The organism is Lentzea sp. NPDC036949 (assembly GCF_055608075.1).
Genome location: NZ_JBVJRA010000001.1, coordinates 220,105 through 244,800, shown reverse-complemented (window position 1 = coordinate 244,800; position 24,696 = coordinate 220,105). Strand labels below are relative to the sequence as shown.

At 67.6% G+C, this 24,696-nt stretch carries 37 protein-coding genes; 34 read left to right on the top strand and 3 right to left on the bottom strand.

The features are described 5' to 3' along the window. Window positions 1-75: 75 nt before the first annotated feature. The 33 genes from tuf (at window position 76) to truA (ending at window position 19,815) form a co-directional block, all read left to right on the top strand. Window positions 76-1,269, top strand: coding sequence for an elongation factor Tu (gene tuf, locus ACZ7CD_RS01220; RefSeq protein ID WP_360395730.1), 1,194 nt, complete (start codon window positions 76-78; stop codon window positions 1,267-1,269). Window positions 1,270-1,859: 590 nt separating this feature from the next. Next, complete coding sequence (gene rpsJ / locus ACZ7CD_RS01215) at window positions 1,860-2,165, top strand: 30S ribosomal protein S10 (RefSeq protein WP_003938093.1); 306 nt, start codon at window positions 1,860-1,862, stop codon at window positions 2,163-2,165. 27 nt (window positions 2,166-2,192) lie between these two features. Continuing rightward, the gene (gene rplC, locus ACZ7CD_RS01210; RefSeq protein WP_360395731.1) at window positions 2,193-2,843 is read left to right on the top strand and encodes a 50S ribosomal protein L3; all 651 of its coding nucleotides are present in this window, start codon (window positions 2,193-2,195) and stop codon (window positions 2,841-2,843) included. Beyond that, complete coding sequence (rplD, locus tag ACZ7CD_RS01205) at window positions 2,843-3,529, top strand: 50S ribosomal protein L4 (RefSeq protein ID WP_360395732.1); 687 nt, start codon at window positions 2,843-2,845, stop codon at window positions 3,527-3,529. The genes rplC and rplD overlap by 1 nt, the downstream gene beginning before the upstream one ends. After that, window positions 3,526-3,825 carry a 50S ribosomal protein L23 gene (rplW, locus tag ACZ7CD_RS01200; protein WP_065915972.1) on the top strand — a complete coding sequence of 100 codons (300 nt, stop codon included), beginning with the start codon at window positions 3,526-3,528 and terminating at the stop codon, window positions 3,823-3,825. The genes rplD and rplW overlap by 4 nt, the downstream gene beginning before the upstream one ends. A 19-nt stretch (window positions 3,826-3,844) precedes the next feature. Further along, window positions 3,845-4,678, top strand: coding sequence for a 50S ribosomal protein L2 (gene rplB, locus ACZ7CD_RS01195; RefSeq protein WP_065915973.1), 834 nt, complete (start codon window positions 3,845-3,847; stop codon window positions 4,676-4,678). Between the two features lie 18 nt (window positions 4,679-4,696). Beyond that, the gene (gene rpsS / locus ACZ7CD_RS01190) at window positions 4,697-4,978 is read left to right on the top strand and encodes a 30S ribosomal protein S19 (protein ID WP_030478300.1); all 282 of its coding nucleotides are present in this window, start codon (window positions 4,697-4,699) and stop codon (window positions 4,976-4,978) included. Between the two features lie 34 nt (window positions 4,979-5,012). Then, window positions 5,013-5,411: a 50S ribosomal protein L22 gene (gene rplV, locus ACZ7CD_RS01185; RefSeq protein WP_285643061.1), complete on the top strand. Its 399-nt coding sequence runs from the start codon at window positions 5,013-5,015 to the stop codon at window positions 5,409-5,411. Continuing rightward, complete coding sequence (gene rpsC, locus ACZ7CD_RS01180) at window positions 5,411-6,244, top strand: 30S ribosomal protein S3 (protein WP_360395734.1); 834 nt, start codon at window positions 5,411-5,413, stop codon at window positions 6,242-6,244. Before rplV ends, rpsC begins: the two co-directional genes overlap by 1 nt. Window positions 6,245-6,247: 3 nt before the next feature. Then, window positions 6,248-6,667: a 50S ribosomal protein L16 gene (rplP, locus tag ACZ7CD_RS01175; protein ID WP_030473461.1), complete on the top strand. Its 420-nt coding sequence runs from the start codon at window positions 6,248-6,250 to the stop codon at window positions 6,665-6,667. Continuing rightward, window positions 6,667-6,909 carry a 50S ribosomal protein L29 gene (gene rpmC, locus ACZ7CD_RS01170; protein WP_053733144.1) on the top strand — a complete coding sequence of 81 codons (243 nt, stop codon included), beginning with the start codon at window positions 6,667-6,669 and terminating at the stop codon, window positions 6,907-6,909. Before rplP ends, rpmC begins: the two co-directional genes overlap by 1 nt. Then, window positions 6,906-7,187, top strand: coding sequence for a 30S ribosomal protein S17 (gene rpsQ / locus ACZ7CD_RS01165; protein WP_089949051.1), 282 nt, complete (start codon window positions 6,906-6,908; stop codon window positions 7,185-7,187). The genes rpmC and rpsQ overlap by 4 nt, the downstream gene beginning before the upstream one ends. 70 nt (window positions 7,188-7,257) lie before the next feature. After that, a complete protein-coding gene (rplN, locus tag ACZ7CD_RS01160) occupies window positions 7,258-7,626 on the top strand; it encodes a 50S ribosomal protein L14 (RefSeq protein ID WP_089915281.1) in 369 nt (122 codons plus the stop codon). 2 nt (window positions 7,627-7,628) lie between these two features. Next, the gene (gene rplX / locus ACZ7CD_RS01155; RefSeq protein ID WP_045309812.1) at window positions 7,629-7,943 is read left to right on the top strand and encodes a 50S ribosomal protein L24; all 315 of its coding nucleotides are present in this window, start codon (window positions 7,629-7,631) and stop codon (window positions 7,941-7,943) included. 2 nt (window positions 7,944-7,945) lie between these two features. Next, window positions 7,946-8,509, top strand: coding sequence for a 50S ribosomal protein L5 (rplE, locus tag ACZ7CD_RS01150; protein ID WP_360395736.1), 564 nt, complete (start codon window positions 7,946-7,948; stop codon window positions 8,507-8,509). Window positions 8,510-8,513: 4 nt separating this feature from the next. Next, window positions 8,514-8,699, top strand: coding sequence for a type Z 30S ribosomal protein S14 (locus ACZ7CD_RS01145; protein WP_030473455.1), 186 nt, complete (start codon window positions 8,514-8,516; stop codon window positions 8,697-8,699). Between the two features lie 115 nt (window positions 8,700-8,814). Continuing rightward, window positions 8,815-9,213: a 30S ribosomal protein S8 gene (rpsH, locus tag ACZ7CD_RS01140; RefSeq protein ID WP_030473454.1), complete on the top strand. Its 399-nt coding sequence runs from the start codon at window positions 8,815-8,817 to the stop codon at window positions 9,211-9,213. Window positions 9,214-9,225: 12 nt separating this feature from the next. Beyond that, window positions 9,226-9,765 carry a 50S ribosomal protein L6 gene (rplF, locus tag ACZ7CD_RS01135; RefSeq protein ID WP_090094708.1) on the top strand — a complete coding sequence of 180 codons (540 nt, stop codon included), beginning with the start codon at window positions 9,226-9,228 and terminating at the stop codon, window positions 9,763-9,765. 1 nt (window position 9,766) lies between these two features. Next, complete coding sequence (gene rplR / locus ACZ7CD_RS01130; RefSeq protein ID WP_360395738.1) at window positions 9,767-10,168, top strand: 50S ribosomal protein L18; 402 nt, start codon at window positions 9,767-9,769, stop codon at window positions 10,166-10,168. 34 nt (window positions 10,169-10,202) lie between these two features. Then, on the top strand, window positions 10,203-10,811 hold the full coding sequence (rpsE, locus tag ACZ7CD_RS01125; RefSeq protein ID WP_030473451.1) for a 30S ribosomal protein S5: 609 nt from the start codon (window positions 10,203-10,205) through the stop codon (window positions 10,809-10,811). A 2-nt stretch (window positions 10,812-10,813) separates the two neighbouring features. Then, complete coding sequence (gene rpmD, locus ACZ7CD_RS01120; protein WP_045309828.1) at window positions 10,814-10,999, top strand: 50S ribosomal protein L30; 186 nt, start codon at window positions 10,814-10,816, stop codon at window positions 10,997-10,999. Beyond that, complete coding sequence (rplO, locus tag ACZ7CD_RS01115) at window positions 10,996-11,436, top strand: 50S ribosomal protein L15 (protein ID WP_360395741.1); 441 nt, start codon at window positions 10,996-10,998, stop codon at window positions 11,434-11,436. Before rpmD ends, rplO begins: the two co-directional genes overlap by 4 nt. Window positions 11,437-12,027: 591 nt before the next feature. Continuing rightward, on the top strand, window positions 12,028-13,341 hold the full coding sequence (gene secY, locus ACZ7CD_RS01110; RefSeq protein WP_360396061.1) for a preprotein translocase subunit SecY: 1,314 nt from the start codon (window positions 12,028-12,030) through the stop codon (window positions 13,339-13,341). Further along, window positions 13,341-13,901 carry an adenylate kinase gene (locus tag ACZ7CD_RS01105; RefSeq protein ID WP_360395742.1) on the top strand — a complete coding sequence of 187 codons (561 nt, stop codon included), beginning with the start codon at window positions 13,341-13,343 and terminating at the stop codon, window positions 13,899-13,901. Before secY ends, ACZ7CD_RS01105 begins: the two co-directional genes overlap by 1 nt. A gap of 53 nt (window positions 13,902-13,954) precedes the next feature. Next, the gene (gene map / locus ACZ7CD_RS01100) at window positions 13,955-14,728 is read left to right on the top strand and encodes a type I methionyl aminopeptidase (protein ID WP_458430188.1); all 774 of its coding nucleotides are present in this window, start codon (window positions 13,955-13,957) and stop codon (window positions 14,726-14,728) included. Window positions 14,729-15,070: 342 nt separating this feature from the next. Further along, complete coding sequence (gene infA / locus ACZ7CD_RS01095) at window positions 15,071-15,292, top strand: translation initiation factor IF-1 (RefSeq protein ID WP_005166804.1); 222 nt, start codon at window positions 15,071-15,073, stop codon at window positions 15,290-15,292. A gap of 25 nt (window positions 15,293-15,317) precedes the next feature. Then, window positions 15,318-15,431 carry a 50S ribosomal protein L36 gene (gene rpmJ, locus ACZ7CD_RS01090; protein ID WP_010148647.1) on the top strand — a complete coding sequence of 38 codons (114 nt, stop codon included), beginning with the start codon at window positions 15,318-15,320 and terminating at the stop codon, window positions 15,429-15,431. Between the two features lie 217 nt (window positions 15,432-15,648). Continuing rightward, entirely contained in the window at window positions 15,649-16,029 is a 381-nt protein-coding gene (rpsM, locus tag ACZ7CD_RS01085) for a 30S ribosomal protein S13 (protein ID WP_053733134.1), read from the top strand. A 37-nt stretch (window positions 16,030-16,066) separates the two neighbouring features. After that, window positions 16,067-16,474 carry a 30S ribosomal protein S11 gene (gene rpsK / locus ACZ7CD_RS01080; RefSeq protein WP_086669042.1) on the top strand — a complete coding sequence of 136 codons (408 nt, stop codon included), beginning with the start codon at window positions 16,067-16,069 and terminating at the stop codon, window positions 16,472-16,474. A 23-nt stretch (window positions 16,475-16,497) separates the two neighbouring features. Further along, window positions 16,498-17,103 (top strand): 30S ribosomal protein S4, encoded by a 606-nt coding sequence (gene rpsD / locus ACZ7CD_RS01075; protein ID WP_089915251.1) that lies wholly within the window; start codon window positions 16,498-16,500, stop codon window positions 17,101-17,103. 148 nt (window positions 17,104-17,251) lie between these two features. Continuing rightward, a complete protein-coding gene (locus tag ACZ7CD_RS01070; RefSeq protein WP_053733132.1) occupies window positions 17,252-18,310 on the top strand; it encodes a DNA-directed RNA polymerase subunit alpha in 1,059 nt (352 codons plus the stop codon). Window positions 18,311-18,358: 48 nt separating this feature from the next. Beyond that, entirely contained in the window at window positions 18,359-18,967 is a 609-nt protein-coding gene (rplQ, locus tag ACZ7CD_RS01065; protein ID WP_360395745.1) for a 50S ribosomal protein L17, read from the top strand. Window positions 18,968-19,023: 56 nt separating this feature from the next. Further along, a complete protein-coding gene (gene truA, locus ACZ7CD_RS01060; RefSeq protein ID WP_470378132.1) occupies window positions 19,024-19,815 on the top strand; it encodes a tRNA pseudouridine(38-40) synthase TruA in 792 nt (263 codons plus the stop codon). Window positions 19,816-19,898: 83 nt separating this feature from the next. Here truA and ACZ7CD_RS01055 read toward each other — a convergent pair whose 3' ends face one another. Next, window positions 19,899-21,461: a S8 family peptidase gene (locus ACZ7CD_RS01055; RefSeq protein ID WP_360395748.1), complete on the bottom strand. Its 1,563-nt coding sequence runs from the start codon at window positions 21,459-21,461 to the stop codon at window positions 19,899-19,901. 609 nt (window positions 21,462-22,070) lie between these two features. Between ACZ7CD_RS01055 and ACZ7CD_RS01050 the strand changes: the two genes are divergently transcribed. Next, complete coding sequence (locus tag ACZ7CD_RS01050; RefSeq protein WP_470378131.1) at window positions 22,071-22,460, top strand: hypothetical protein; 390 nt, start codon at window positions 22,071-22,073, stop codon at window positions 22,458-22,460. Window positions 22,461-22,523: 63 nt separating this feature from the next. On the opposite strand, the gene ACZ7CD_RS01045 is transcribed toward ACZ7CD_RS01050, so the two are convergent. Both ACZ7CD_RS01045 and eccE read right to left on the bottom strand, forming a co-directional pair. After that, window positions 22,524-23,252 (bottom strand): hypothetical protein, encoded by a 729-nt coding sequence (locus ACZ7CD_RS01045; protein WP_360395751.1) that lies wholly within the window; start codon window positions 23,250-23,252, stop codon window positions 22,524-22,526. Continuing rightward, window positions 23,249-24,457, bottom strand: a complete 1,209-nt coding sequence (gene eccE, locus ACZ7CD_RS01040; protein WP_360395753.1) for a type VII secretion protein EccE — start codon at window positions 24,455-24,457, stop codon at window positions 23,249-23,251. Before eccE ends, ACZ7CD_RS01045 begins: the two co-directional genes overlap by 4 nt. Window positions 24,458-24,696: the final 239 nt, after the last annotated feature.

Sequence of the window (24,696 nt, the reverse complement as noted above, 5' to 3'; positions counted from 1 at the left end):
TGACCCTGACGTGTAAGTCCGGCCGGCCGCCCCTAGCCGGCCGGACCAGCAAAAGAAGTCCAGGAGGACAATCCAGTGGCGAAGGCGAAGTTCGAGCGGACGAAGCCGCACGTCAACATCGGCACCATCGGTCACATCGACCATGGCAAGACCACGCTGACCGCGGCGATCTCCAAGGTTCTGCACGACGCGTACCCCGATGTCAACGCTTCGTTCGCGTTCGACCAGATCGACAAGGCGCCGGAAGAGAAGCAGCGCGGCATCACGATCTCGATCGCGCACATCGAGTACCAGACGGAGAACCGTCACTACGCGCACGTCGACTGCCCCGGTCACGCCGACTACATCAAGAACATGATCACCGGTGCGGCGCAGATGGACGGCGCCATCCTGGTGGTCGCGGCGACCGACGGCCCGATGCCGCAGACGAAGGAGCACGTCCTCCTGGCCCGCCAGGTCGGCGTCCCCTACATCGTCGTCGCGCTGAACAAGGCCGACATGGTCGACGACGAGGAGATCCTGGAGCTCGTCGAGCTCGAGGTCCGCGAGCTGCTCTCCGAGTACGAGTTCCCGGGCGACGACCTGCCGGTCGTGCGCGTTTCGGCGCTGAAGGCGCTGGAGGGTGACGAGACCTGGGGCAAGTCCGTGCTGGAGCTCATGGCCGCCGTCGACTCGGCGATCCCGGAGCCGGAGCGCGAGACCGACAAGCCGTTCCTCATGCCCGTCGAGGACGTCTTCACGATCACCGGCCGCGGCACCGTCGTGACCGGTCGCATCGAGCGCGGCATCATCAACGTGAACTCCGAGATCGAGATCGTCGGCATCAAGGAGCAGTCGAAGAAGACGACTGTCACCTCGATCGAGATGTTCAAGAAGTTCCTCGACGAGGGTCGCGCCGGTGACAACGCCGCGCTGCTGCTCCGCGGCATCAAGCGCGAGGAGGTGGAGCGCGGCATGGTCATCGTCAAGCCGGGCACCACGACCCCGCACACCGAGTTCGAGGCGCAGGTCTACATCCTGTCGAAGGACGAGGGTGGCCGCCACACGCCGTTCTTCAACAACTACCGTCCGCAGTTCTACTTCCGGACGACGGACGTGACCGGCGTCGTGACCCTGCCCGAGGGCACCGAGATGGTCATGCCCGGTGACACCACCGGCATGTCGGTCAAGCTGATCCAGCCGATCGCCATGGACGAGGGCCTCCGCTTCGCGATCCGCGAGGGTGGCCGCACCGTCGGCGCCGGCTCGGTCACCAAGATCGTCAAGTGACCTGGCTCTAGCTGTTAGTTCGGCGTCAGGCCGGGCCAACGTTCGCGTTGGCCCGGCCTTCGTCGTAGCAGGACCAGGCGTGTGCGACAGCTCACGCCGGAAATGTTTCGCGGCGCGCGAGGTAGATCCGCCGCGGGGATCTCGTTGCCGGGCAACGGGTCCGTTTCGCTCGTCGGTCCACACGCGACCGATCGGGCGGCTCGTCGGACAAGATCCGCACGTGATCTGCCTCCAACTGACCCACCCCGATTTGGAGTGCCCCGCGACCGTGTGGCATCCTTTACGGGTTGCTCGACGAAGGCCGGGTCGCATCCGTGCGTGCCCATCTCCTTCGACCGAGCGTCCGCGCCCTGTTAGTGAACGCCTCCTTGCGGAGATGGGCATCAGGGTGCATGGGCTGTGGTAGGCCCAATCCCACCGGGGAGACCTTGCGTGGGACCGGTATGCGTACCGGGCGCGACACGCCCGACCGCGTGGACCGGGCACCATGACACTTCAACAGGGGCGGAGCGCGCCAAGAGGCTGTAACAGGCCTCATCCGAGGCACCGCACCGCAGCGGTTACGAGAAGCAGAGGAACGGCAAGCCATCATGGCGGGACAAAAGATCCGCATCCGGCTCAAGGCCTACGACCACGAGGCGATCGACGCGTCTGCGCGCAAGATCGTTGAGACCGTGACGCGCACCGGCGCTCGGGTTGTCGGGCCCGTGCCGCTGCCCACTGAGAAGAACGTGTACTGCGTCATCCGCTCGCCGCACAAGTACAAGGACTCGCGCGAGCACTTCGAGATGCGCACGCACAAGCGGCTGATCGACATCCTCGACCCGACGCCGAAGACGGTTGACGCGCTCATGCGCATCGACCTGCCGGCCAGCGTCGACGTCAACATCCAGTAAGCGTTGGGCGCGGAGAGTAACGGACCAATGTCTGACAGGCAGATGAAGGGCATCCTGGGCACCAAGCTCGGCATGACTCAGGTCTTCGACGAGAACAACCGGGTCGTCCCGGTGACCGTCGTCAAGGCTGAGCCCAATGTCGTGACCCAGGTTCGCACCGAAGAGAAGGACGGCTACACCGCCGTCCAGCTGGCGGCCGGCGCGATCGACCCGCGCAAGGTCAACAAGCCCGTCGCGGGCCACTTCGCCAAGGCCGGGGTCACGCCCCGTCGCCACCTGGTGGAGCTGCGCACGGCGGACGCCGGCGAGTACACGGTCGGCCAGGAGATCACCGCTGAGGTGTTCGAGGCCGGCGCTGTTGTCGACATCACCGGCACCAGCAAGGGCAAGGGCACCGCGGGTGTCATGAAGCGCCACAACTTCCGGGGTCTCGGCTCCAGCCACGGCACCCAGCGCAAGCACCGCTCGCCGGGTTCCATCGGCGGCTGCGCCACCCCGGGTCGCGTCTTCAAGGGTCTGCGCATGGCCGGCCGCATGGGCCACGAGCGCGTGACGACCCAGAACCTGAAGGTGCACAAGATCGACGTGGAGAACGGCCTGCTGCTCATCAAGGGCGCGGTTCCCGGTCCCAAGGGCGGTCTGGTGTTCGTCAAGACTGCTGCGAAGGGTGGTGCCTGATGTCGACGGTTGAGATCCGTACGCCGGACGGCAAGTCCGCCGGCACGGTCGAGCTCCCCTCGGCTGTTTTCGACGCGCAGGCGAACGTCGCGCTGCTGCACCAGGTCGTCGTGGCCCAGCAGGCCGCCGCGCGCCAGGGCACGCACTCGACGAAGACCCGCGGCGAGGTGTCCGGTGGTGGCAAGAAGCCGTACCGCCAGAAGGGCACCGGTCGTGCCCGCCAGGGTTCGACGCGTGCGCCGCAGTTCGCCGGCGGTGGCGTCGTCCACGGCCCGCAGCCGCGCGACTACTCGCAGCGGACGCCCAAGAAGATGAAGGCCGCTGCTCTGCGCGGTGCCCTCTCCGACCGGGCCCGCGCCAACCAGGTGCACGTCGTGTCCGGCCTGGTGGACGGGGACACCCCGTCGACCAAGTCCGCGCGCAAGGTCCTGGAGTCGGTCACCCAGGCCCGTCGCGTCCTCGTGGTGCTCAACCGCACCGACGAGGTCTCGTGGGTCAGCGTGCGCAACCTGCAGCACGTGCACGTGATCGCGCCCGACCAGCTCAACACCTACGACGTGCTCGTCAACGACGACGTGGTGTTCACCAAGGACTCGCTCGACGTGTTCCTCGCCAGCAAGGCCCAGTCGGGTTCTGGCTCGGCTGAGGCCACGGCGACCGTGGTGGACGAGGAGGCCTCGAAGTGATCCCCGACCACAGGGACATCTTGCTCGCGCCGGTGATCTCCGAGAAGTCCTACGGACTGCTCGAGGAGAACAAGTACACCTTCCTGGTGGCGCCGGGTTCGAACAAGACCCAGATCAAGATCGCCGTGGAGAAGGTCTTCGGCGTGAAGGTCGTCAGCGTCAACACCATCAACCGGCAGGGCAAGCGCAAGCGCACCCGCACCGGGTTCGGCAAGCGCAAGGACACGAAGCGCGCGATCGTGACGCTGTCGGCTGACAGCAAGGCGATCGAGATCTTCGGCGGCCCTGCCGCCTGATGACGAGGACTGCGTAGAGATGGGCATTCGCAAGTACAAGCCGACGACTCCCGGTCGTCGCGGTGCGAGCGTCTCCGACTTCGCCGAGATCACTCGGTCGACTCCGGAGAAGTCGCTGATCCGCCCGCTGCACAAGCTGGGTGGCCGCAACGCCTCGGGCAAGATCACCACGCGGCACAAGGGTGGCGGTCACAAGCGGGCTTACCGCCTGATCGACTTCCGCCGCAACGACAAGGACGGCATCCCGGCCAAGGTCGCTCACATCGAGTACGACCCCAACCGCACCGCCCGCATCGCGCTTCTGCACTACGCCGACGGCGAGAAGCGCTACATCATCGCCCCGGAGAAGCTCAAGCAGGGTGACACGGTTGAGAACGGCCCCAAGGCCGACATCAAGCCGGGCAACAACCTGCCGCTGCGCAACATCCCGGTCGGTTCCGTGATCCACGCGATCGAGCTCCGCCCCGGCGGCGGCGCGAAGATGGCGCGCTCGGCCGGTGCCTCGGTCCAGCTCGTGGCCAAGGACGGTCCGTACGCCCAGCTGCGCCTCCCCTCGGGTGAGATCCGCAACGTGGACGTGCGCTGCCGCGCCACGCTCGGCGAGGTCGGCAACAAGGACCACCAGAACATCAACTGGGGCAAGGCCGGCCGCATGCGGTGGAAGGGCAAGAAGCCCACCGTCCGCGGTGTCGCGATGAACCCGGTCGACCACCCGCACGGTGGTGGTGAGGGCAAGACCTCCGGTGGTCGCCACCCGGTCAACCCGGCTGGTAAGCCCGAGGGTCGTACCCGCCGCCGCAAGCCAAGCGACAAGCTCATCGTCCGGCGTCGTCGCACCGGTAAGAAGCGCTGAGCAGGGAGGGAGTGAAGGATGCCTCGCAGCCTTAAGAAGGGTCCCTTCGTCGACGACCACCTGCTCAAGAAGGTGGACGTTCAGAACGAAGCGGGCAAGAAGACCGTCATCAAGACGTGGTCCCGCCGGTCCACGATCATCCCGGACATGCTGGGTCACACCATCGCGGTGCACGACGGCCGCAAGCACGTCCCGGTGTTCGTGACCGAGGCCATGGTCGGGCACAAGCTGGGCGAGTTCGCCCCGACCCGGACCTTCAAGGGCCACATCAAGGACGACCGGAAGTCTCGTCGCCGCTAGGCGCCGAACTGAGAAGAGCAAGGGAAAAGCAGCGATGAACGCCCGTAAGGACGCTGAGGCGCAGGAGTTTCCGCGCGCCGTGGCTCGGGCTCGTTACGTTCGCGACACCCCCATGAAGGTGCGTCGCGTCATCGAGCTCATCAAGGGTCGTAACGCCAGCGAGGCCCTGGCCGTGCTCCAGTTCGCGCCCCAGGCCGCCTCTGAGCCGGTCGCGAAGGTGCTCGCCAGCGCCATGGCCAACGCCGAGAACAACCTGTCCCTGGACCCGTCCACCCTCTGGGTGTCGGTGGCCTACGTGGACGAGGGTCCGACCCTCAAGCGTTTCCGCCCGCGTGCCCAGGGCCGCGCGTACCGGATCCGCAAGCGGACGTCGCACATCACCATCGAGGTGGAGTCGCGTCCGAAGAAGACCAGCGCGAAGGGAACCCGGTAGTGGGCCAGAAGATCAACCCGCACGGCTTCCGGCTGGGGATCACCACCGACTGGAAGTCCCGCTGGTACGCCGACAAGCAGTACGCCGAGTACGTGGCGGAGGACGTCAAGATCCGCCGCCTGCTCGGCAAGGGCATGGAGCGTGCCGGCATCTCCAAGGTGGAGATCGAGCGGACCCGTGACCGGGTGCGCGTCGACATCCACACCGCCCGGCCGGGCATCGTCATCGGCCGCCGCGGTGCCGAGGCGGACCGCATCCGCGGTGAGCTGGAGAAGCTCACCAAGAAGCAGGTCCAGCTGAACATCCTCGAGGTCAAGAGCCCCGAGTCGGACGCGCAGCTCGTGGCACAGGGTGTCGCCGAGCAGCTGTCCAACCGCGTCGCCTTCCGGCGCGCGATGCGCAAGGCCATCCAGTCGGCCATGCGTTCGCCGCAGGTCAAGGGCATCCGCGTGCAGTGCGGCGGTCGCCTCGGCGGCGCCGAGATGTCCCGCTCGGAGCACTACCGCGACGGCCGCGTGCCGCTGCACACGCTCCGCGCCAACATCGACTACGGCTTCTTCGAGGCCCGCACCACGTTCGGCCGCATCGGCGTGAAGGTGTGGATCTACAAGGGCGACATCGTCGGTGGCATCTCGGCCAAGCGCGCGCTCGACGCGGCCCCGGCTCAGGGAGCCGACCGCGCCCCGCGCCGCGACCGCGGCGAGCGTCCGAACCGGGCCCGTCGCTCGGGTGCCAGCGGCACCACCGCGACGAGCACCGAGGCCGGCCGTGCCGCAGCTGACGCCACGGCGTCGGCCGAGGCCCCGGCTGCTGCAGAGAAGACGGAGAGCTGAGTCATGCTCATCCCTCGTAGGGTCAAGCACCGCAAGCAGCACCACCCCAAGCGGTCGGGTGCTGCCAAGGGCGGCACGAAGGTCACCTTCGGTGAGTACGGCATCCAGGCTCTCGAGCCGGCCTACGTCACCAACAGGCAGATCGAGTCCGCTCGTATCGCCATCACGCGCCACATCCGTCGTGGCGGCAAGGTCTGGATCAACATCTTCCCGGACCGTCCGCTGACGAAGAAGCCGGCCGAGACCCGCATGGGTTCCGGTAAGGGTTCGCCGGAGTGGTGGGTGGCCAACGTCAAGCCGGGTCGCGTCCTCTTCGAGATGGCCTTCCCGAACGAGCAGGTGGCCCGCGAGGCTCTTCGCCGCGCGATCCACAAGCTCCCGATGAAGTGCCGCATCGTTACGCGTGAGGGTGGTGAGTTCTGATGGCAGCGGGTACCACCGCTTCTGAGCTGCGTGAGCTCACCGAGGAAGAGCTCGTGCTGCGTCTGAAGGAGTCGAAGGAAGAGCTCTTCAACCTTCGCTTCCAGATGGCCACGGGCCAGCTCGACAACAACCGGCGGCTGCGCACGGTCCGGCACGAGATCGCCCGGATCTACACCGTGATGCGGGAGCGGGAGCTCGGGCTCTCCGTCACGCCGGATTCCACTGGTGAGGGTGCGGCATGACCGAAAGCAACGAAGTCCAGACCGAGAAGCGCAACGACCGCAAGGTCCGCGAGGGCCTCGTCGTGTCCGACAAGATGGACAAGACGATCGTCGTGGCGCTCGAGGACCGCAAGAAGCACCCGCGTTACTCCAAGATCATGCGCTCCACCACCAAGGTGAAGGTGCACGACGAGGAGAACGCGGCGGGCGTCGGCGACCGCGTCCTGCTCATGGAGACCCGGCCTCTGTCGGCGACCAAGCGCTGGCGGCTCGTCGAGATCCTCGAGAAGGCCAAGTAAGTCCTTTCTAGACAGACCGAGCCCGTCGGGTCGGAAATCCGGCGGGCCAGGAATGGTCAGGAGCAGGTAAGTGATTCAGCAGGAGTCGCGGCTTCGTGTCGCCGACAACACCGGTGCGAAGGAGATCCTTTGCATCCGTGTTCTCGGTGGTTCGGGCCGCCGCTACGCGGGCATCGGCGACATCATCGTCGCGACCGTCAAGGACGCGATCCCCGGTGCCGGCGTGAAGAAGGGTGACGTCGTCAAGGCCGTCATCGTCCGCACCGTCAAGGAGCGCCGTCGCGCGGATGGCTCGTACATCCGCTTCGACGAGAACGCCGCCGTGCTCATCAAGAACGACAACGAGCCGCGCGGTACCCGCATCTTCGGCCCGGTCGGCCGCGAGCTGCGCGACAAGAGGTTCATGAAGATCATCTCGCTGGCTCCGGAGGTGCTCTGACCATGAAGGTGAAGAAGGGCGACACGGTCGTCGTAATCGCCGGCAAGGACAAGGGCGCGAAGGGCAAGGTCATCCAGGCCTACCCGGAGACCGGCAAGGTCCTGGTCGAGGGCGTCAACCGGATCAAGAAGCACACCAAGATCACGCAGACCCAGCGGGGCGCGCAGTCGGGTGGCATCGTGACCCAGGAAGCCCCGATCAACGTCTCCAACGTGATGGTGGTCGACTCGGACGGCAAGCCGACCCGCGTTGGTTACCGTACGAACGACGAGGGCAAGCGGGTCCGCATTTCCCGTCGTAACGGGAAGGACATCTGATCATGACTACCGCAGAGAAGATCATCCCGCGGCTCAAGACGCGCTACCGCGACGAGGTCAAGGGCGAGCTGCAGAAGCAGTTCTCCTTCGCCAACGTGATGCAGATCCCCGGCGTCGTCAAGGTCGTCGTCAACATGGGTGTCGGCGACGCCGCCCGTGACGGCAAGCTGATCGACGGTGCCGTCAAGGACCTGTCGATCATCACCGGCCAGCGTCCCGAGATCCGTCGGGCCCGCAAGTCCATCGCGCAGTTCAAGCTGCGCGAGGGCATGCCGATCGGCGCGCGCGTCACGCTGCGCGGCGACCGCATGTGGGAGTTCCTCGACCGCCTGCTGACGATCGCTCTCCCGCGCATCCGCGACTTCCGCGGACTCTCGGGCAAGCAGTTCGACGGCAACGGCAACTACACGTTCGGTCTGAACGAGCAGTCGATGTTCCACGAGATCGACCCCGACTCGATCGACCGTCCCCGCGGCATGGACATCACCGTCGTCACCACCGCCACGAACGACGAGGAGGGCCGGGCGCTGCTGAAGCTCCTGGGCTTCCCGTTCAAGGAGAACTGAGTCGATGGCCAAGAAGGCGTTGATCAACAAGGCCGCGAAGAAGCCGAAGTTCAAGGTCCGGGGCTACACCCGGTGCCAGCGTTGCGGCCGCCCCCACGCGGTGTTCCGCAAGTTCGGCCTCTGCCGGATCTGCCTGCGCGAGATGGCTCACCGCGGTGAGCTGCCTGGTGTGAGCAAGTCCAGCTGGTAATTCAGAGCACCATTACTTCGCTGTAGGCCCGCACGCGACCGTCCTGGCCCCTTCACGGGGGCCAGGTCTGGACCCCGAGCGGTGAACCGCAGCGAGAAAGGTTGACCAGGTCACCATGACGATGACCGACCCGATCGCAGACATGCTCACTCGTCTGCGCAACGCGAACTCGGCTTACCACGACAAGGTCGTGATGCCGCACTCGAAGCTGAAGGCCAACATCGCCGAGATCCTCAAGCGCGAGGGCTACATCGCCTCGTACCGCGACGAGGAGGGCGAGGTCGCGAAGAACCTCGTCGTCGAGCTGAAGTACGGCCCGAACCGGGAGCGCAGCATCGCCGGCCTCCGCCGCGTGTCGAAGCCCGGCCTGCGCGTGTACGCGAAGTCCACCGGTCTGCCCCGAGTTCTCGGTGGCCTCGGTGTGGCGATCATTTCGACCTCTGGTGGTCTCATGACCGACCGCCAGGCCAACAAGGCAGGCGTGGGCGGAGAAGTCCTCGCCTACGTTTGGTAAGGGGGAGTAGACATGTCGCGCATCGGTAAGCAGCCGATCATTGTCCCCTCCGGGGTCGACGTGAACATCGCCGGTCAGGACGTGAGCATCAAGGGCCCCAAGGGCACCCTGACGCTGACGATCGCTGAGCCGATCAGCCTGGAGAAGGCTGAGGACGGCACTCTCGAGGTCAAGCGCCCGAACGACGAGCGCCGCAACCGCGCGCTCCACGGCTTGTCGCGCACGCTGGTGCACAACATGGTCGTCGGTGTGACCCAGGGTTACGAAAAGAAGATGGAAATCCACGGCGTCGGTTACCGCGTCGCGCTCAAGGGCTCTGAGCTCGAGTTCGCGCTCGGTTACTCCCACCCCGTCAAGGTCGAGGCCCCTGCGGGCATCACCTTCGCGGTGGAGACCCCGACCCGCTTCTCCGTCTCGGGTATCGACAAGCAGCTGGTCGGTGAGGTCGCCGCCAACATCCGCAAGCTGCGCAAGCCCGACCCGTACAAGGGCAAGGGCGTCCGCTACTCGGGCGAGAAGATCCGTCGCAAGGTCGGAAAGACGGGTAAGTGACATGAGCGAGTCGACTGTTACGAAGCGCAAGCCGGTGGGCAAGGACATCTCCACCAGGCGTCGTGTTGCCAAGGCCCGTCGCCACTTCCGCCTCCGCAAGAAGGTCAACGGAACGGCCGAGCGCCCGCGCCTGGTCGTGCACCGTTCGTCGAAGCACATCACCGTGCAGATCATCGACGACCTGAAGGGCCACACGGTCGCGTCCGCTTCCTCCATGGAGGCCGACGTCCGTGCCCTGGAGGGCGACAAGAAGGCCCGCGCGGCCAAGGTCGGCCAGCTGGCCGCGGCCCGTGCCAAGGACGCCGGTGTCACGGCGGTCGTGTTCGACCGCGGCGGCAACGCGTACCACGGCCGGATCGCTGCTCTGGCGGATGCCGCTCGCGAGGCGGGGCTGGAGTTCTGACAATGATCATCACTGGAATTGAGAGGGACGCCTGATGCCAGGACGTACGCGTCGCGAAGGCGGCGGGGGCGAGCGCGGAGAGCGCCGCGACCGTCGTGACGGCGGCCGCGGCGGCGCGGCCCAGGAGAAGACCCCGCACCTCGAGCGCGTGGTTGCGATCAACCGCGTGTCCAAGGTGGTCAAGGGTGGTCGTCGCTTCAGCTTCACCGCCCTCGTGGTGGTGGGTGACGGCGACGGCATGGTCGGCGTCGGCTACGGCAAGGCCAAGGAAGTTCCCGCGGCCATCGCCAAGGGTGTCGAGGAAGCGAAGAAGAACTTCTTCCGCGTGCCTCGCATCGCCGGCACCATCCCGCACCCGGTGCAGGGTGAGAAGGCCGCCGGTGTGGTCCTGCTGCGTCCGGCCTCGGCCGGTACCGGTGTCATCGCGGGTGGCGCCGTCCGCGCCGTCCTCGAGTGCGCCGGCGTGCACGACGTGCTGTCGAAGTCGCTCGGCTCCGACAACGCGATCAACATCGTGCACGCGACCGTGGCGGCCCTCAAGGGCCTGCAGCGTCCCGAAGAGGTCGCGGCCCGTCGTGGCCTGCCCCTCGAGGACGTCGCCCCCGCCGGCATGATCCGCGCTCGCGCGGGCCAGGGGGTGTGATCATGGCTCAGCTGAAGATCACGCAGGTTCGCAGCACCATCGGTACCAAGCACAACCACCGCGAGTCGATGCGCACCCTCGGGCTGCGCAAGATCCGCCAGTCGGTCGTGCGTGAGGACACCCCCCAGGTGCTCGGCCTGATCCACGCCGTGCGCCACCTGGTGGTTGTTGAGGAGGTCCAGTCGTGACCATCAAGATTCACGACCTGCGTCCTGCCCCCGGGGCCAAGACCGCCAAGACCCGCGTCGGTCGTGGTGAGGGCTCCAAGGGCAAGACCGCCGGCCGCGGTACGAAGGGCACGGGCGCTCGCAAGAACGTCTCGCCGCGCTTCGAAGGTGGCCAGATGCCGCTCCAGATGCGGCTGCCCAAGATGAAGGGCTTCAAGAACCCGTTCCGCACCGAGTACCAGGTCGTGAACGTCTCCGACATCGCTGCCTCGTTCCCCGAGGGCGGTTCGGTCGACGTCGCCGCGCTGGTGCTGGCCGGGCTGGTCCGCAAGGGCTCGCTCGTCAAGGTGCTGGGTGACGGTGAGGTCAGCGTCAAGCTCGACATCACCGCGAACAAGTTCTCCAAGACCGCTGTGGAGAAGATCGCTGCTGCGGGTGGGACGACCACGGTCGCCTGATCCGCGGGACTGTCTGAAGGGCCTCGGGGCGTTGCCCCGGGGCCCTTCGGCGTTTCCGGGGGACGTGGCCGCGAGCGCGGTAGCGGTGACGGCGACGTCGGCGCGGAACCGCTCGCGGAGGGCCTTGACGCCTCGCCTTCGGCGTCGGCTGGGCCGGTGCGGCCCGATCGTGCTGCGGCGCGACTCCGCGGCCCGACCGTGGTGCAACCCGACCGTGGTGCGGTGCGGCTCGGCAGCGCGACGCGGTGCGGCGCGATTCGGCGCGCGTGCGGGGTTCTGCGAACAGCTGAACTTTCCGCCCGATCGGAGGGAACACGAAGAGTGGTGTGGACGTTCCGCCGGGTCTGTTCTGGCTGCTGGTAGCACGGATTGTCCGGGTTCGGTACCCCGAAAGGACCAGTGGACCGGGCAGAGATCAACCGAGTTGAACCTGTGATTGGCCACTGGGTACGACCAGGTGGTGGGGGGCTGTTAGTGTTGCGGGCTGAACCCGGATGTCCTCCGGGTTGCTTGGTCGTGGCTACCTACCTCGGCCCTGCCATCTACCGCATGCGCCGGTCCCTGGGGGTCGGCAACGCTCAGGAGGTTCGCGTGCTCGGCGCATTCCGCTCGGCTCTCGCGACGCCGGATCTACGCAAGAAGATCCTCTTCACGCTCGGGATCATCATTGTGTACCGGCTTGGTGCGACCATGCCCGCGCCGGGCGTGTCCTTCAAGAACGTGCGGGCGTGTGCCGAGCAGCTCGAAGGCCAGAACATCTACTCGCTGATCAACCTGTTCAGCGGTGGTGCGTTGCTCAACCTGTCGGTGTTCGCGCTGGGGATCATGCCCTACATCACCGCGAGCATCATCATCCAGCTGCTCACCGTGGTCATCCCGCGGTTCGAGCAGCTGAAGAAGGAAGGGCAGGCCGGGCAGGGCAAGCTCACGCAGTACACCCGCTACCTCACGATCGGGCTGGCGATCCTGCAGTCCACCGGTCTGGTGGCGCTGGCGGTGCGCGGGCAGCTGTTCGGTGAGTGCGACCAGGACGTCATCCCCGGCAAGGACAGCATCTTCACGCTGATCGTGCTGGTCATCACGATGACGGCCGGTACCTCGGTCATCATGTGGCTGGGTGAGCTGATCACCGAGAAGGGCATCGGCAACGGCATGTCGTTGCTGATCTTCACCGGCATCGCCGCCCGCATCCCGGCCGAGGGCAAGAACATCTGGGACAAGGACCAGTCGCGGATCACCTTCGTCCTCGTCATCATCGCCGCTCTGATCATCATCGCGAGCGTCATCTACGTCGAGCAGGCGCAGCGCCGCATCCCGGTGCAGTACGCCAAGCGCATGATCGGTCGCCGCATGTACGGCGGCACCTCGACCTACCTTCCGTTGAAGGTGAACCAGGCCGGCGTCATCCCGGTCATCTTCGCCTCGTCGCTGCTCTACCTGCCGGACCTGATCGTCCGCCTCACGAACTCCACGGGTGAGCCCAACTGGTTCACCACGTTCGTGCAGACCTACCTGGTCAAGCAGTCGAGCTGGGTGCACATCAGCGCGTACTTCCTGCTGATCGTCTTCTTCACCTACTTCTACGTCGGCATCACGTTCAACCCGGACGAGCGCGCTGACGAGATGAAGAAGTTCGGTGGCTTCATCCCCGGCATCCGTCCCGGTCGCCCGACCGCCGAGTACCTCAAGTTCGTCCTGGGCCGCATCACGCTGCCCGGTTCGCTCTACCTCGGCATCGTGGCGATCCTGCCGAACCTGTTCCTCGACATCACCAGCGAGGGCCAGAACCAGAACTTCCCGTTCGGCGGTACCGCGGTTCTGATCATGGTCGGTGTCGGTCTCGACACCGTGAAGCAGATCGAGAGCCAGCTCATGCAGCGCAATTACGAAGGGTTCCTCCGCTAGTGCGACTTGTTCTCGTTGGCCCGCCGGGTGCGGGCAAGGGCACTCAGGCCGAGGTGCTGAGCACCAAGCTCGGCGTGCCGCACATCTCGACGGGCGACCTCTTCCGGTCACACATCAGCAACCAGACCGAGCTCGGGCTGGAGGTGCAGAGCATCCTCGACGAGGGCGCTCTCGTACCGGACAGCATCACGAACGAGATGGTGCGCAAGCGCTTGGCCGAGTCCGACGCCACGGACGGGTTCCTGCTCGACGGGTTCCCGCGCAACGTGGCGCAGGCCGACAAGCTCGCTGAGTTCCTCTCGGTCGACGGACACGGGCTCGACGCGGTGCTGGAGTTCCGGGTCGACGAGGACGTCGTGGTGGAGCGGTTGCTGGCGCGCGGGCGCACGGACGACAAGGAAGAGGTCATCCGGCACCGGCAGCAGGTGTACCGCAACGAGACCGCGCCGCTGCTCGACTACTACGCGGACAAGGTCATCACCATCGACGCCGTCGGTGAGATCGACGAAATCAGTGAGCGGGCCCTCGCTGCGCTGCACGCGCTGCGCGGCGAGAAGTGACCGGTGGACTGCTCGACCGACTCCGGTCTCTAGTTTCCCCAGGCAGTGAACGCATGATCGAGATCAAGACCCGCGGCCAGCTGGAGGCCATGCGCGCCTCCGGCCTGGTCGTGGCCAGGGCCCTGCGCAACGTCGTCGACGCGGTCAAGGTCGGTGTCTCCACGCAGGAGCTCGACGAGATCGCGGAGCAGACGATCCGCGACGCCGGCGCCGTCCCGTCGTTCAAGGGCTACCACGGGTTCCCCGCGAGCATCTGCGCCTCCGTGAACGAGCAGATCGTCCACGGCATCCCCAGCAGCAAGCAGGTGCTCGCCGAGGGCGACCTCATCTCCATCGACTGCGGTGCCATCCTCGACGGCTGGCACGGCGACTCGGCGGTCACCGTGGGCGTCGGCGAGCTCTCGCCGGCCGACCACCGGCTCTCCGAGGCGACCAGGCTGTCGATGCTCGCGGGCATCGAGGCCGCGGTGCCCGGCGGGAAGCTCACCGACATCTCGTTCGCCATCGAGTCCTCGGCGATCGAGTCCGGTGAGCGCGACGGCATCGAGTACGGCATCGTCGCGGACTACGGCGGCCACGGCATCGGCACCAAGATGCACATGGACCCGTTCCTGCCGAACTACGGCAAGCCCGGCAAGGGTCCGCGCCTGAAGGTCGGCATGGCCATCGCGATCGAACCGATGCTCACGCTCGGCTCCGACGACTCGCAGGAGCTGGACGACGGCTGGACCGTCGTCACGCTCGACGGGACGCGGGCCGCGCACTGGGAGCACTCGGTCGCCATCACCGAGGACGGCCCCTGGGTGCTCACCGCGCCCGAGGAGTGACCCGGCAGCACCACGAACGTCTCCGGCACGGCCCCCGTCTCCACGCGAGGCGGGGGCCGTGCCGTTGTCGCGCCCCGAGTGGCGAGCGGGCCGCCCTCGGACCTGAGCTCCGGTCCCGCGCTCGTCGACGCAGCTCAGCAGTGTTCCGGCGACACCACGCACAGGCGGCGCGGCACTGTTCAGCGGGGCGCACGGGGCCCGATTTGGGTTGCCGGGGTGAACTGCGTACACTGGTCAGGTGGCGCACCCGTAGCGCCGGTTCTGTCGTGCCCTTCAAGGTGAGATCGAGCCGGGCCGAAACGCGTCCAAAGGTTATTATCACCGTCACGAAACGCGGAGGACATGGGCAAGAAGGACGGGGCCATTGAGGTCGAGGGCCGCGTAGTCGAGCCGCTCCCCAACGCGATGTTCCGCGTCGAGTTGGAGAACGGTCACAAGGTACTCGCGCACATCAGCGGCAAGATGCGTCAGCACTACATCCGCATCCTCCCTGAGGACCGGGTTGTCGTGGAGCTCTCGCCCTACGACCTGTCCCGCGGGCGCATCGTCTACCGCTACAAGTGACCTCCAATAGCAGGAGACTTCAGGCGTGAAGGTCCAGCCGAGCGTCAAGAAGATCTGCGACAAGTGCAAGGTGATCCGCCGTCACGGCCGGGTCATGGTGATCTGCGAGAACCTGCGCCACAAGCAGCGCCAGGGCTGAGCAGCTCCACCACGCGCTCGTCGAGACCTTCGATGACGCAGTAACGAGAAACTCCTCGCACCTGCCGCACGCAGGGCTTCAAGCGTGCGGACACCCCCGGATTCCAGGCCGGGGCCGGGACACCGGCTGTGAGAGCAGCCGGAACGACACAGCGAGTCAGTCGCCGGAACTGGGCGAGGAGCAGACCTGGAAGTAATCGACAGGAGTTAACCGCCACATGGCACGACTCGCTGGCGTCGACCTCCCCCGCGAAAAGCGGATGGAGATCGCGCTCACCTACATCTTCGGCATCGGCCGCACCCGTTCCAAGGAGGTGCTGGCCGCCACGTCGATCTCGCCCGACCTCCGGGTGAAGGATCTGACGGACGACGACGTCGCCACCCTGCGGGACTACATCGAGAACAACTTCAAGGTCGAGGGTGACCTCCGTCGCGAGGTCGCGGCCGACATCCGTCGCAAGATGGAGATCGGCTGCTACGCGGGTCTTCGGCACCGTCGCGGCCTGCCCGTTCGCGGGCAGCGCACCAAGACGAACGCTCGTACCCGCAAGGGTCCGAAGAAGACCGTGGCCGGCAAGAAGAAGGCCGGCAAGAAGTAAGACCTCGGGTCTGCTGCCCTCAACTTAGGAGTTTGTTTTGCCACCGAAGTCCCGCACGGGCGCCGGGGTCAAGAAGATCCGGCGCAAGGAAAAGAAGAACGTCTCGCACGGCCAGGCGCACATCAAGAGCACGTTCAACAACACCATCGTGTCCATCACGGACCCGATGGGCAACGTGATCTCGTGGGCGTCCGCCGGCCACGTCGGCTTCAAGGGTTCTCGCAAGTCCACGCCGTTCGCGGCGCAGATGGCTGCCGAGAACGCCGCCCGCAAGGCCGCAGAGCACGGCATGCGCAAGGTGGACGTGTTCGTCAAGGGTCCCGGCTCCGGCCGTGAGACCGCGATCCGTTCGCTGCAGGCCGCCGGTCTCGAGGTCGGCACCATCCAGGACGTGACCCCGCAGCCCCACAACGGCTGCCGCCCGCCCAAGCGGCGCCGGGTCTGAGGCACGGGGAGGAGTAAGAACTAATGGCTCGTTACACGGGACCCGCGACGCGCATCTCGCGTCGCCTGAAGGTCGACCTCGTTGGTGGGGACCAGGCCTTCGAGCGCCGTCCGTACCCGCCCGGCCAGCACGGCCGCGGCCGGGTCAAGGAGTCCGAGTACCTGCTGCAGCTCCAGGAGAAGCAGAAGGCTCGCTACACCTACGGCGTTCTTGAGCGGCAGTTCGTCCGCTACTACAAGGAAGCGGTTCGCCGCCCCGGCAAGACCGGCGAGAACCTGCTCCAGATCCTCGAGGCCCGCCTCGACAACGTGGTGTACCGCGCGGGCCTCGCCCGCACGCGTCGCCAGGCCCGTCAGCTGGTCGCTCACGGTCACTTCCTGGTCAACGGCCACAAGGTGAACATCCCGAGCTACCAGGTGTCGAAGTTCGACATCATCGACGTGAAGCCGAAGTCCATGCCGACGCTGCCCTTCGAGGCTGCTCGCGCGTCCTTCGGTGACCGCCCGATCCCGGCTTGGCTGCAGGTCGTCCCCTCGAACCTGCGCATCCTCGTGCACCAGCTGCCCGAGCGCGCGCAGATCGACACGCCTGTCACCGAGCAGCTCATCGTCGAGCTCTACTCGAAGTGATCCTCTCCGGGCGGCTGTCCCTCGTGGACGGTCGCTCGGGTCGGGTCCCGCATCGGCGCGAAGGGTGTGCCGAGTGCGTTTGCCGGTCTCCGCACCGGCGTCGTGACGGCGTCAAATAGCGGGCGTCGTTGTAGAAAGGTTGAACCCAGTGCTGATTTCCCAGCGCCCCTCGCTCGGCGAGGAAGCGGTCTCCGAGACCCGTTCCCGGTTCGTCATCGAACCGCTGGAGCCGGGCTTCGGCTACACGCTCGGCAACTCGATCCGCCGCACGCTGCTCTCGTCGATCCCCGGTGCTGCTGTCACGAGCATCCGCATCGACGGCGTGCTGCACGAGTTCACCACGGTTCCCGGGGTGAAGGAGGACGTCACCGACGTCATCCTGAACCTGAAGGAGCTCGTCGTCTCGTCCGAGGAGGACGAGCCGGTGACCATGTACCTGCGCAAGCAGGGCCCCGGTGTGGTGACCGCGGGCGACATCGTGCCTCCGGCCGGTGTCACCGTGCACAACCCCGACCTGCACATCGCGACCCTGAACGGCAAGGGGAAGCTGGAGATCGAGCTCGTCGTCGAGCGCGGTCGCGGCTACGTCCCGGCTGTCCAGAACAAGCAGGCGGGCGCCGAGATCGGCCGCATCCCCGTCGACTCGATCTACTCGCCGGTTCTCAAGGTGACGTACAAGGTCGAGGCGACGCGTGTTGAGCAGCGGACGGACTTCGACAAGCTGATCCTCGACGTGGAGACCAAGCCCTCGATCACCCCGAGGGACGCGGTTGCCTCCGCGGGCAAGACCCTGGTGGAGCTGTTCGGCCTCGCTCGCGAGCTGAACATCGACGCCGAGGGCATCGAGATCGGCCCGTCGCCGGCCGAGGCCGACACCATCGCCGCGTTCGCGATGCCGATCGAGGACCTGGACCTCACCGTCCGGTCCTACAACTGCCTCAAGCGGGAAGGCATCCACACCGTCGGCGAGCTGGTTTCGCGCAGCGAAGCGGACCTGCTGGACATCCGCAACTTCGGTGCGAAGTCGATCGACGAGGTCAAGATGAAGCTCGTCGGCCTCGGCCTCGCGCTGAAGGACTCGCCTCCTGGGTTCGACCCGTCCGCCGCCGCGTCGGACTACCACCCGTCCGACACGGGCTGGGGTGCCGGCGCAGGCCTGGACCCCCACGACGACGGCCAGGACTACGCGGAGACCGAGCAGCTCTGAGGCTCTGAACCAGAGCTAGAGGATCTCTTTCAGGTACAGGAGTAAGCGATGCCCACCCCTACCAAGGGCCCCCGGCTCGGTGGGTCCCCGGCGCACGAGCGGCTGCTGCTCGCCAACCTGGCGACGGCGCTGTTCGAGCACGGCCGGATCAAGACCACTGAGGCGAAGGCGAAGCGGCTGCGTCCGTACGCCGAGAAGCTGATCAGCAAGGCCAAGGTCGGCGACCTGCACAACCGCCGCGAGATCATGAAGTTGATCCGCGACAAGGACGTCGTGCACAAGCTGATCGCCGAGATCGGTCCGTTCTTCAGCGACCGTTCCGGTGGCTACACCCGCATCACCAAGACGCTGGCGCGCAAGGGCGACAACGCCCCCATGGCCATCATCGAGCTGGTGCAGCAGAAGCTCGTCTCCACGGAGGCCGAGGCTGCGCGCAAGACCAAGTTCGCCAAGGACGAGAAGCCGGCCGCCGCCGAGGCCCCGGTCGTCGAGGCGGACGACGAGGTGAAGGACCAGGACGCCGACGCGCCCGAGTCCGCCACCAAGGACGCCGCCGAGGAGCCCGCTGAGGGTGCCGTCGAGGTTGACGGCGAGCCGTCGGCCGAGGACGTCAAGGCGGAAGAGGCCAAGGACGAGTCCGCCAAGGACAAGTCCTGAGTCTGACCGCTGACGAGCCCGCCGTTCCCGCTTCCGGGGACGGCGGGCTCGTTCGTGTGCGCCTTGATCTCGGTTACGACGGCACCGAGTTCTCCGGCTGGGCCCGCCAGCCCTCCCGCCGGACGGTGTGCGGTGTCCTGGAAGACACCATGTCGATGGTGCTGCGCGAGGACGTCGTCCTGACCGTCGCGGGCCGCACCGACGCCGGTGTGCACGCCTCCGGGCAGGTCGCCCACGCCGACCTGCCCGCGTCCCTGGACGTCGCCGCTTTCCCGAAGCGCCTGGCGCGTGCGCTGCCTTCGGACGTGCGGGTCTTCTCCGCCAGGGTCGTGCCCGCCGCGTTCGACGCGCGGTTCTCGGCCCTGCGCCGCCACTACGAGTACCGCGTGACCGACGCGCCGTTCGGTGCGCACCCGTTGCGCCGCCTGGACACGCTGGCCTGGCCACGCCCCCTGGACGTCGGCGCGATGAACGCCGCCGCGGCGTTGTTGCTGGGGGAGCACGACTTCTGCGCGTTCTGCAAACGCCGCGAGGGCGCCACGACGATCCGCGAGCTGCAACGGCTCGAACTGGTCCGTGCCGGGAACGACGGTGTGATCACCGCGTTCGTGTCCGCCGACGCCTTCTGCCACTCGATGGTCAGGTCGCTCATCGGGGCGCTGCTGGCCGTCGGGGAGGGGCGGAAGCCGGTGGAGTGGCCCGGTGGGCTGCTGTCGCTGCACGGGCGGGCCAGCGGGGTCACCGTGGCGCCGGCGCACGGCTTGTCATTGGTTCGGGTGGACTTCCCGGCCGACGAGGAGCTGGCCGCGCGGGCCGAGGCGACCCGCCGGGTGCGCACCCTGTCCTGAGCTGTCACCGGCCGTGTCCTCCTCCCGCGCAAAGGGGAGGAGCCCCCGGTGGTGCACCGGGGGCTCCGGGAGCGGGATGAGCGTCAGAGCTTCAGGGTCCACGAGTCGATGTGGCCCGTGTCCTGGCTGTAGGCGTCGCGGACCCGCAGGTGCCAGGTGCCGTTGGCGTTCTCGGTGGAGACGTTGACGGAGTAGGTGGCGTTGACGTCGTCGGCGCTGTCACCGCTGGTGGCGACCTTCAGCAGCTTCACGGCGCCCGAGGGGGTGACCAGGGCGAGCTCCAGGTCACCGCGGTAGGTGTGCTTGATGGCGACCTTCACCGAGGCGGTGGCGGTGGCCTTGCCGTTGCACCCGGCGATGGTGATCGGGGAGGTCACCGAGCCCGCGTCGGGGATGGCCGTGTCGGTGTCGTTCGTGACCGCCGGGCACTGGCCGGGCGGGTTGCCGGGGGTGGTGCCGGTGATGTGCAGCAGCTTGTTCGGGGAGCCGGTGCCGGGGTTGGTGACGACGTCGGAGGTGGCGTTCTCCACCAGGGCGTCGCGGACCTGCTGCGGCGTGGCGGCGGGGGAGGAACCGAGGAACACCGCTGCCGCGCCCACCACGTGCGGGGTCGCCATCGAGGTGCCGGAGATGGTGTTCGTGGCGTTGTCGTCGGTCAGCCAGGCGCTGGTGATGCCGGTGCCGGGGGCGAAGATGTCGAGGCACGTGCCGATGTTCGAGAAGCTCGAACGGACGTCGGTGCGCTCGGTGGAGCCGACCGTGATGGCCTCCGGCGTGCGGGCCGGGGAGGTGTTGCAGGCGTTGGAGCCGCTGTCGTTGCCCGCGGCCAAGCCGTAGGTGACGCCGGCGGCGATGGAGCGCTTCACGGCGTCGTCGACGGTCTGGTTCGCGCCGCCGCCGAGGGACATGTTGGCGACCGCGGGCTTGCGGGCCGGGTTGCCCTGCACGTCGGCGGTGACCCAGTCGATGCCGGCGATGACGCCCGCGAACGTGCCGGAGCCCGCGCAGTTGAGGACGCGGACGGCGACGAGCTTCACGTCCTTGGCCACGCCGAAGCGGGTGCCGCCGACCGTGCCGGCGACGTGGGTGCCGTGGCCGTTGCAGTCGGTGGCGTCGTTGTCGTTGTCGACGGTGTCGCGGCCGTGGGAGGCGCGGCCGCCGAAGTCGCTGTGGGTGGTGCGGATGCCGGTGTCGATGATGTAGGCGGTGACGCCGGAGCCCGCGTTCGGGTACGTGTAACTGTTGTCCAGCGGGAGCGCCCGCTGGTCGATGCGGTCGATGCCCCACGACGGGGTCGGCGTCTGCGTGTCGGAGATGCGGACCTCGGCGTCTTGCTCGACGTACGCGACGCTCGGGTCAGCCGCGAGGCGCTTGGCCTGGGACTCGGACATCGTCGCGGAGAAACCCCGCAAAGCGGACTTGTAGGTGTGTTTCACCTGAGCGTCGTACTTGGCGCTGAGGCTTTCGACACTGGTGGTGCTGAAGTCCTTCAGCACCACGACGTAGCTGTCCTTGACCGCGTTGGACGCACCGAGGTTGCGAATCTCCCCCTCGGGCGCAGCGGTGGCGGAGACGGACGTCAACGCGAGCGCGGTGCCCGCAACCAGTCCGATTCCAGCCGCTCGTCTGAGCCACGATTCACCCATAGCAGCGTTCTCCCTCGTCGCCTGGTCCTGCAGGTGAAGTTTTTCCTAGTGGCGTGGACGGATTGCGCACAAGAAGTTTCACGGATTAAGACGCGTTCGGCCATTCCACAGATTTCGCGCCCGTGTGAATTAGTTGGTGCAGCGGGTCTATGGACAGAACAATGCGGCTTTGGGGAAGCGGATGGCTCGCGCGGCCCGGCCGGCGGTGCCCTCGCCGGTCCTGGAGTCGGTCCAGGTCGGGCCGGTGCGCACGCTCACGGCCGCCACGCAGGGAGAGCGGGCGGTCACGGGGGGCGTTCAAGTGTGGTTGAACATGTTTCACCCGTGCTCTACGTTCAGTTGTGGGAACACAAGTTCTTCTGGGGTTGTTCCCGGAGTTTCGGAACATGGGGCTGGGGGGCTCAGATCGTGCTTCCGCGCGTCGAGAAGATCGATGTCGAATGGCCGGGAAGTGGCCTGTTTTGCCTGGTGAACCGCGTTCGCGGGCGGTGACAGGTCGTCTCGTCAGCGCGCCCTCGGCTTGATTCCGCAATCGAACAACGCACGATGAACAGCACGCGATGTGCTGTTCCTATTTGGTGACCTTGAATCACTGAGGAGAAACCAGCAATGATTCGTCGCTTCGTTCAGCTGGCTGCGATCACCGGTGCGGCCCTGGCGCTCACGACCTCGACCGCCGGTGCCACGCCGGTCACGGTGCCGACCGCACCGGGGGTCTTGGCCTGCCACAACGCCGACAACCCCACCAAGACGACGGGCTGGGTGCACGGCAGGGGTTCCGGCAGCTGTGCCCAGGGTGTCGACGTCTTCCTCCAGCGGCTCCGCGCGTGGGGCTGGGTCATCGAGGCCAGCGCCCACTACCAGGGTCCCGGCAGCGCGATCGCGTCCTGGAACTGCTCGGGCTCCGGCCACTACACCTACCGCACGCTCGTCCAGTGGCGCGACGGCGCCGGTGTCCCGCAGAGCTCGATCTCGGGTGAGAGCCGCTTCGAGTGCTGATCAGGCCCGGCACGACCGCGCCCCCGAACGGATCACCGTTCGGGGGCGCGGTTCGTCGGGTCCTCAGTCGCCGCGGCGGACCGCTCCGAGGATCTGCTGCTCGGTGGGCGTGGTGTACAGGCGCAGGTGCGCCCACATGTCCTGGCCCATCGCGATGACCTGGTCGTCCTTCAGCTGGGTCAGCTGCTGGAACATCTGCGGGCGCAGGCGCCACATCTGCCCGGCGAGCTGCGCCTGGCCCATCGGGAGGCGCTGCAGCAGCACCAGGTCCGCGTTGTTCGCCGTCGACGAGGCCTGCGGGTGCAGGTACGGCAGCACGTACATCGTGGTCTGCCACGCCGCCCGCGGCGGGAACAGCTCCTGCGGGACGTGGCCGCCGTCGTGGATGACGAGCAGCGGCATGTCCTCGGTCGGGCGGGGCAGGTCGGCCGGCGACAACCGGCGCAGCTGCACCAGCTGGGACGGGCGGCCGTCCGGGCCCTGGCCCGCCGCGCGCACCACCGGCTGCCAGGCCTGCGGGCGGCCGGTCGCGATGATGATCCACGCACCGGTCGCCATGGCCCGCAGCGCGATCTGGCGGGCCAGGTACAGGCCGCCGACGACCACCATGCGGGTCGGGGTCGGGCGCAGCACGGACACCGTGAGCGGCTCGCCCTTGGTGCCCTGGCCGAGCATCATGCCGCCGCGGTCACCGCTCGGGCTGACCAGGTCGAGCATGGACGGCGACACCAGGAACTCCGGTGCCACCGCGCCGCGGCCGCGGGCGTCCAGCAGACGGGTCGACGTGCTCATGCCACACCTCCCAGCGGCAGCGTCGCGGCGAGACCCGCGAGCTGCATGCCCCGCAACGGGGTCAGCGTGATGTCCAGCTTGTCGCTCAGCTTCGTCAGCTGGTCGTCGGCGCGGTCGAGCTCGCTCGGCGTCCTGGCGCTCACCCGCACCAGGCCGCGCAGCGACACCTGACCGTCCTCGCGCGACGGCGAGATGGACATCGCCAGCGTCGACGAGAGAGCGCGCACACCGGTCAGCGCGTTCAGGTTGCCCTTGAGGCCCTTCGCCGGCCAGCCGGTGATCGCGTAGCTCGCGTGGCCGACGCCGCCGGCCGTGACGCCGGACCACTTCTCCCGCAACGACACGGGGGTGGTGCCGCCGACCGCGGCGGTCAGCTCGGCCGAGGAGATCGCCGCGCGCAGCAGCTCGTCGGAGTCGAGCGGGCGGATCGCCACACCGGCGGACTCCAGCGCGTTGCGGACGCGCGACAGGGCGCCGATCAACGCGCGGTGCGCGCCGACGACGCCGCCGCCGCGTTCGCGGATGGCCTCGCCGCAGCGGCGCGGGTCGAGCCGGACCGTGATCCACGTGGTGCGCCTGGCCGCCGCGGGCAGCGGGCCGAGCACCTCCATGTACGAGCTGAGCGCGGGCGACGACGGCGGGAGCGCCGCGCTGCCGGGGTAGCAGTGCCAGAGCACGGTGATCGCGTCCAGCACCACGCCGCGGTCCTCCAGGCACGGCACCAGCGCGCCGAGGGGCAGCGACGGGGCGGAGCCGACGGCGGAGATCAGCGGCGGCGTCGGGTCGACGAGCAGCACCGCCGTCCACACGCCGTCGTGCCACGACAGCGCGAGCGGGCGGCGTTCGTGGTCGACGCCCTTGGCGATCACCAGGTCCGGGATCGCCAGGCGCAGCAGCGCGACGCGCGGGTCCTCGGCGCCGAGCACCTGCATCTCGTCGTCACCGGGCTTGGACTCCTGCTGCGCCTCGCGGTTCGCGGTGCGGCTGTGCGAGCGGAAGCTGTAGCGCAGCCGGACGCCGATCCACTGGGTCAGCCAGCGCCCCCGCGACCGGGTGAAGGCCACTACCAGCGCGATCAGCAGCACGCCGCCCGCGATCGACAGCGAGACGACGTTCAGGTTGCCCGCAGCGTCCTTCACGCCGACGAGGGTCAGCACGAGGAGTGCGATGGCGAGACCGACCTCGATCGTGACTACGTTCGACACGGGCAAGGAGCCCAGGCTGACGCCGGCCGCCCTGCGCCGGACGCGCCCGACGGGACGGGGAGGCGCCGGTGCCTGCTGGCCAGGAGTCCCCGGACCCTGCGGCCGTGCCATCCCGGGGTTCGGCCGGGGCGGATGTGGAGTGGTCACGGACATCCGTTGTGGTCTCTTTCCCCTCGATGGTCGGTGGGCTTGGCGAACCGGCCCACGGAGCAACCTGCGTCCGGCTATCCTGCCGAACC

Excerpts from the sequence above, each read along its gene's own strand:
- rpsJ (WP_003938093.1), top strand. The coding sequence starts at position 1,860 with ATGGCGGGACAAAAGATCCGCATCCGGCTCAAGGCCTACGACCACGAG.
- rplC (WP_360395731.1), top strand. The coding sequence starts at position 2,193 with ATGTCTGACAGGCAGATGAAGGGCATCCTGGGCACCAAGCTCGGCATG.
- rplD (WP_360395732.1), top strand. The coding sequence starts at position 2,843 with ATGTCGACGGTTGAGATCCGTACGCCGGACGGCAAGTCCGCCGGCACG.
- rplB (WP_065915973.1), top strand. The coding sequence starts at position 3,845 with ATGGGCATTCGCAAGTACAAGCCGACGACTCCCGGTCGTCGCGGTGCG.
- rpsS (WP_030478300.1), top strand. The coding sequence starts at position 4,697 with ATGCCTCGCAGCCTTAAGAAGGGTCCCTTCGTCGACGACCACCTGCTC.
- rplV (WP_285643061.1), top strand. The coding sequence starts at position 5,013 with ATGAACGCCCGTAAGGACGCTGAGGCGCAGGAGTTTCCGCGCGCCGTG.
- rplP (WP_030473461.1), top strand. The coding sequence starts at position 6,248 with ATGCTCATCCCTCGTAGGGTCAAGCACCGCAAGCAGCACCACCCCAAG.
- rpmC (WP_053733144.1), top strand. The coding sequence starts at position 6,667 with ATGGCAGCGGGTACCACCGCTTCTGAGCTGCGTGAGCTCACCGAGGAA.
- rpsQ (WP_089949051.1), top strand. The coding sequence starts at position 6,906 with ATGACCGAAAGCAACGAAGTCCAGACCGAGAAGCGCAACGACCGCAAG.
- rplX (WP_045309812.1), top strand. The coding sequence starts at position 7,629 with ATGAAGGTGAAGAAGGGCGACACGGTCGTCGTAATCGCCGGCAAGGAC.
- rplE (WP_360395736.1), top strand. The coding sequence starts at position 7,946 with ATGACTACCGCAGAGAAGATCATCCCGCGGCTCAAGACGCGCTACCGC.
- ACZ7CD_RS01145 (WP_030473455.1), top strand. The coding sequence starts at position 8,514 with ATGGCCAAGAAGGCGTTGATCAACAAGGCCGCGAAGAAGCCGAAGTTC.
- rpsH (WP_030473454.1), top strand. The coding sequence starts at position 8,815 with ATGACGATGACCGACCCGATCGCAGACATGCTCACTCGTCTGCGCAAC.
- rplF (WP_090094708.1), top strand. The coding sequence starts at position 9,226 with ATGTCGCGCATCGGTAAGCAGCCGATCATTGTCCCCTCCGGGGTCGAC.
- rplR (WP_360395738.1), top strand. The coding sequence starts at position 9,767 with ATGAGCGAGTCGACTGTTACGAAGCGCAAGCCGGTGGGCAAGGACATC.
- rpsE (WP_030473451.1), top strand. The coding sequence starts at position 10,203 with ATGCCAGGACGTACGCGTCGCGAAGGCGGCGGGGGCGAGCGCGGAGAG.
- rpmD (WP_045309828.1), top strand. The coding sequence starts at position 10,814 with ATGGCTCAGCTGAAGATCACGCAGGTTCGCAGCACCATCGGTACCAAG.
- map (WP_458430188.1), top strand. The coding sequence starts at position 13,955 with ATGATCGAGATCAAGACCCGCGGCCAGCTGGAGGCCATGCGCGCCTCC.
- infA (WP_005166804.1), top strand. The coding sequence starts at position 15,071 with ATGGGCAAGAAGGACGGGGCCATTGAGGTCGAGGGCCGCGTAGTCGAG.
- rpsM (WP_053733134.1), top strand. The coding sequence starts at position 15,649 with ATGGCACGACTCGCTGGCGTCGACCTCCCCCGCGAAAAGCGGATGGAG.
- rpsD (WP_089915251.1), top strand. The coding sequence starts at position 16,498 with ATGGCTCGTTACACGGGACCCGCGACGCGCATCTCGCGTCGCCTGAAG.
- rplQ (WP_360395745.1), top strand. The coding sequence starts at position 18,359 with ATGCCCACCCCTACCAAGGGCCCCCGGCTCGGTGGGTCCCCGGCGCAC.
- ACZ7CD_RS01055 (WP_360395748.1), bottom strand. The coding sequence starts at position 21,461 with ATGGGTGAATCGTGGCTCAGACGAGCGGCTGGAATCGGACTGGTTGCG.
- ACZ7CD_RS01050 (WP_470378131.1), top strand. The coding sequence starts at position 22,071 with ATGATTCGTCGCTTCGTTCAGCTGGCTGCGATCACCGGTGCGGCCCTG.
- ACZ7CD_RS01045 (WP_360395751.1), bottom strand. The coding sequence starts at position 23,252 with ATGAGCACGTCGACCCGTCTGCTGGACGCCCGCGGCCGCGGCGCGGTG.